The sequence below is a fragment of the Ferroglobus sp. genome (assembly GCF_015521575.1).
Lineage (GTDB): Archaea > Halobacteriota > Archaeoglobi > Archaeoglobales > Archaeoglobaceae > Ferroglobus.
Genome location: NZ_WANY01000092.1, coordinates 1 through 4,488, shown reverse-complemented (window position 1 = coordinate 4,488; position 4,488 = coordinate 1). Strand labels below are relative to the sequence as shown.

Genomic DNA, 4,488 nt, shown 5'->3' with positions numbered 1-4,488 from the left:
GGGTGGCATCCCAGCCTACCCTCAAGTAACCACCTCCTGAAAAAAGAGAAAAGGAGTTTGAATAAAAAACTTATGAGAAGAGTTTTCTCGCTATAAGTAGTTTCATTACTTCGCTTGCTCCTTCGGCGATGTCCAAAACCTTCGCATCTCTGTGAGCCATCTCAACTTTCGAATTTGAAAGCAAGCCGAAGCCCCCGTGAATTTCCATCGCGATGTCAGCAGCCTTCTTTGCCACTTCGGCAGCTTTTAGTTTGCAAATGGCTCCAGAATAGCTCGTATCCCCCATATCTTTTGCAAAACCGTAAATTAGCTTTCTCAAAGCCTCTATATCAGCTGCAAGCTCGGCAAGCATGAATTGCACAGCCTGCAAATCCGCAAGCTTTCCTCCAAAAGCTTCTCTACTTTTAGCTCTCTCCACAGCCAAATCGAGACACCTTTGGGCTATTCCTATCCCCATCGCTGCAAACGGAATCCTGTTAGGGGCTAAGGTTCCCAAAGCCACTCTCATTCCCTTCCCCTCTCCAACAAGAATGTTCTCTGCCGGCACTTCAACATCCCTGAAACGAACGCTTGCCAACCCGCTTCCACGCATTCCCGCGAGGTCTATCTTCGTCGTTTCTATTCCATCGCCCTTTTCAACGATGAAAGCCGTCAATCCCTTAGCCCCTTCTCCAGTCCTCGCTATCACTATGAAAAGCTCTGCAAACATGCCGTTGGTTATGAGCGTCTTGTTTCCGTTTATAACATAAACATCACCCTTCTTTTCAGCGGTGGTTCTAACAGCATTGGCAACGTCGCTTCCTCCAGTCGGTTCTGTTATAGCCAAAGTTCCGAAGCTTTTCATCAGCTTGGGTAGATACTTCTTTTTCTGCTCATCGTTTCCAAATAACCTCAAAGCGTCGACAGCCATCCCGTGGACTATCACGCTGTGGGCAACTCCGGCTGAGTAGTAAGCAAGTTTTTCAGCAACCTCGCACATCTCGTAATATCCCTTTCCTTCTCCTCCGTATTCCTTCGGAACCATTAAAGCGAGAGCTCCCGAATTTACGACTTCCTCGAAAACCTCACCCATGTCGTTGTTCCTATCAATCTCCGAAGCTTTTTTGTCGAGGATTTCGCAAAGCTTCTCCAGTTCCATAGGGATTAATAATAATAGTTAATTTAAAGCTGTTTTGGTTTTTAATAAAATTTCCTGAGATAATCTATAACGCTCTCAAAAACGTATTTTCCGTCGAAAAACTTCTCTTCTCTCCCTACCTGCCACCCAAAAAACGCTCTTTCCGGATGGGGCATTAAGCCGAAGACATTGCCCTTAACGTTGCAGATTCCGGCAATGTTGTAAAAGCTTCCGTTGGGGTTCCAAGGGTAAGAAGAGTAATTTCCTTCCGGATCTACGTATCTGAAAACGATCTGATCGTTCTCTATGAGCCTCTCAAGGTACTCTTCTTCTCTACCCCTCGGAAAGACTACCTTGCCTTCAGCATGTGCAACGGGATACATCACGATTTCCTTCTTCAATTTCCTCGTGAAAACGCATTTTCCCCTATTTTCATGCTTGAGAAAAGTGGGTCTGCACTCGAACCTATTGCTGTCGTTTATTGCTAAAGCCATCTGAGGCTCATCGGCAATCGGCTTATCCTCATCAAAACCCGGTAAAGCTCCGAGCTCGACGAGAATTTGAAATCCGTTACAGATTCCCAAAACGGGATACCCCTCTTTTATAAATTCTTCAAGGTCTCTCCTCAGAACACTTTTCACTCTCGCCGAAAAGATCGCTCCCGCCCTAACGTAGTCTCCAGCCGAAAAACCTCCGGGAAAGACCAAGCAGTGGTAATCCCATATGCTCCTTACTTCATCATCCCTGATCATATCGCTGTAAAATTGCTTGAGGTGAACAGCTTCAGCATAAGCTCCTAACGCTCTGAAAGCCCTCACAGTTTCGTCTTCGCAGTTCGTTCCCTCTATCCTCAAAACAGCTACTCGAATGTCCACGAGCATCACCTCAGGAATTTTGAAAAACCGCTCCTCCAAGCTTTTTCCACTTCTTCCAGCTCAACCGAGAACTTCCCGTAATTTAACTTATCTCCACCGGTGTACCCAATTACCTTTGCTTTCAATCCTCTTTCTTTAAAGAAATTCACGAACTTCTCAGCCTCTTTCACTTCAACTATCCACCTTGTGTTGGATTCGCTGAAGAGGTCTATGAAGTCTAAACTAACTTCAAAACCCATCCCGCAAATAGCCATTTCAGCCAAGGCAACAGCCACGCCACCTTCAGCCGGATCGTGACAGGAAAGAACCTTGAATTTCCTGAAAGCTTCGAGCATAGCTTCAGAATACCTCTTCAAAAGCTTCGGGTCAGTTTTCGGAACTACGTTGCACTTCATCCCCGTCACCTTCGAATATAGACTTCCTCCAAACTCCCTTTTAGTCTCTCCCACAAGGACTATCGCACTCCCCTCCCTCTTAAAGTTGGAGGTAACAGCTCTCCTTACGTCTTCCACGATTCCTATCCCCATAAGCGTTGGTGTCGGAGCTACACCGCCATAGGGGGTTTCGTTGTAAAAGCTAACGTTACCGCTCACGCAAGGCAAACCGAACTCCTTCGACATCCAGCCAAGGGCTTTAACGCTCTCCACAAACTCCCACATTCTCTCCGGCTTTTCCGGATTGCCAAAGTTCAGGCAGTCAGCGAAGCTATGAGGTTCGCTATTCACCGCCACCAAGTTTCTAACCATCTCGTCGAAAGAAGAGGCAGTTCCCCAGAAGGGATCGATCTTCGTCATCCAAGGGTTCACATCAGCCGTTATAGCCAAACCTTTCCAGCTGTCTGTTGGTTTAACAACAGCCGCATCTCCGTGAGTTTCGAACCCAATTCTCCCCTGAAGGGGTTTTAAGACTGTGTTTCCTCTAACTTCGTGATCGTATTGCCTTATAACCCATTCCTTGCTTGCTACGTTCGGATGGGAAATCATCTTGAGGAAAACTTTTGCGTAATCTTCAGGTTCCTTTACTTCGTCCACTTCAACCTTCTCCCTTCTTTCAGCCGTTGCCCTGCAATACTCCGGTCCTTTAGTCACGAATTCTATCTCCATTTCGTAGATCAGCCAGTCCTTGTAGTAAACTCTCAAAACCTTCTCTCCCTTAACAACTCCTATTACGCTCGCCGGAACGTCCCACTTTCTGAAGATGTACAAAACTTCATCCACATGCTTGGGCTTCACAGTTAGAAGCATCCTCTCCTGACTTTCGCTGATCCATATCTCCCAAGGTTTCATGTCCTTCTCCTTTAAGTGAACCTTGTCGAGCCAGACTTCAGCCCCGTAGCCGGCAGCCAAAGCCATCTCTCCAACGGCGCAGCTCAAACCTCCTCCGCCAAGGTCTTTCATTCCGGTAAGTAATCCCTTTTCGACTATCTCCAAACAAGCGTGGATAAGCGGCTCCTTCATTATCGGATTTCCAAGTTGAACGGCACTTCTTGTGCTTTCAGTATCCGTCAATTCGGCTGAAGCAAACGTAACTCCGTGAATTCCGTCCCTTCCGGTAGCACCTCCTGCGAGAATGAAAATGTCCCCCTCTCCTCCGGCTTTGCTCGGAATTATTCTATCCTTCTTTGCCACACCAACGCATCCTACATTGACGAGGCAGTTGGTTAGATAACTTTCGTCGAAGAAGACCATTCCGGCAACGGTGGGAATTCCCACTCTGTTCCCGTAATCTCTTATCCCTGCCACAACCCCCTCCAAGAGGTAAACAGGATGCTTTATGCCCGGTGGAAGTTTTTCGTAAGGAGTTGAAAGATCTCCGAAAAAGAGGGGATCCACTAAAGCCACCGGCTGAGCACCCATGCAAAGAACATCCCTCAAAATTCCACCAATGCCGGTAGCTGCTCCGCCGTAAGGCTCAACTGCCGATGGATGGTTGTGAGATTCCAAGGCGACAACGTAAGCGTGTTCTTCATCAAACTCAACAACTCCAGCATCGTATTCGGTAGAGATTACGTAATCTGTTTTGAAACCAAGCAGGAACTTTTTCAACCAATACTTAGAGCTTTTGTAACAGCAGTGCTCGCTCCAAGCCTGTCCCAACGCTTGCAACTCGATATCCCTCGGATTCCTGCCCTTATTTTTGAAGTATTCCTTTATGACTTTCATTTCATCGGGGGATAAATTTAATCCCATCTCCTCGCTGATTTTTACAAGGTCTTCATCGCCTGCATTTAAGATGTCTATTTCGTAAACTCCGGGATATATCTCCCGATACATAATCAACCAACCCACCTTATGTCGTAATCGTGAATGACCGGATTAGCTAAAAGCTTCTTACACATCTCCTCGATCTCTTTCTCAGCCTCCTCCCTGCTTACACCCTCAATCTCTATTCGAAAAACCTTCACACTCGAAACCCTTTTGACGTTTTTAAAACCCAGCAAGTTCAGAGCTTTTTTTGTCGCCTCCCCTTCTGGGTCGCTGACACCTTCCTTGAGCT

At 46.7% G+C, this 4,488-nt stretch carries 4 protein-coding genes; all 4 read right to left on the bottom strand.

What is annotated here, in order from left to right:
* Window positions 1–70 precede the first annotated feature (70 nt).
* A complete protein-coding gene (locus F7C14_RS03995) occupies window positions 71–1,138 on the bottom strand; it encodes an acyl-CoA dehydrogenase family protein (protein ID WP_290900159.1) in 1,068 nt (355 codons plus the stop codon).
* A 41-nt stretch (window positions 1,139–1,179) separates the two neighbouring features.
* On the bottom strand, window positions 1,180–2,001 hold the full coding sequence (gene purQ, locus F7C14_RS03990) for a phosphoribosylformylglycinamidine synthase subunit PurQ (RefSeq protein WP_367114328.1): 822 nt from the start codon (window positions 1,999–2,001) through the stop codon (window positions 1,180–1,182).
* Entirely contained in the window at window positions 1,998–4,265 is a 2,268-nt protein-coding gene (gene purL / locus F7C14_RS03985; RefSeq protein WP_290900157.1) for a phosphoribosylformylglycinamidine synthase subunit PurL, read from the bottom strand. The genes purQ and purL overlap by 4 nt, the downstream gene beginning before the upstream one ends.
* 2 nt (window positions 4,266–4,267) lie before the next feature.
* On the bottom strand, window positions 4,268–4,488 hold a 221-nt coding region (purS, locus tag F7C14_RS03980), incomplete at its 5' end, for a phosphoribosylformylglycinamidine synthase subunit PurS (RefSeq protein WP_290900155.1).

Coding starts and splice junctions, on each gene's coding strand:
- purL (WP_290900157.1), bottom strand. CDS start 4,265: ATGTATCGGGAGATATATCCCGGAGTTTACGAAATAGACATCTTAAAT.
- F7C14_RS03995 (WP_290900159.1), bottom strand. CDS start 1,138: ATGGAACTGGAGAAGCTTTGCGAAATCCTCGACAAAAAAGCTTCGGAG.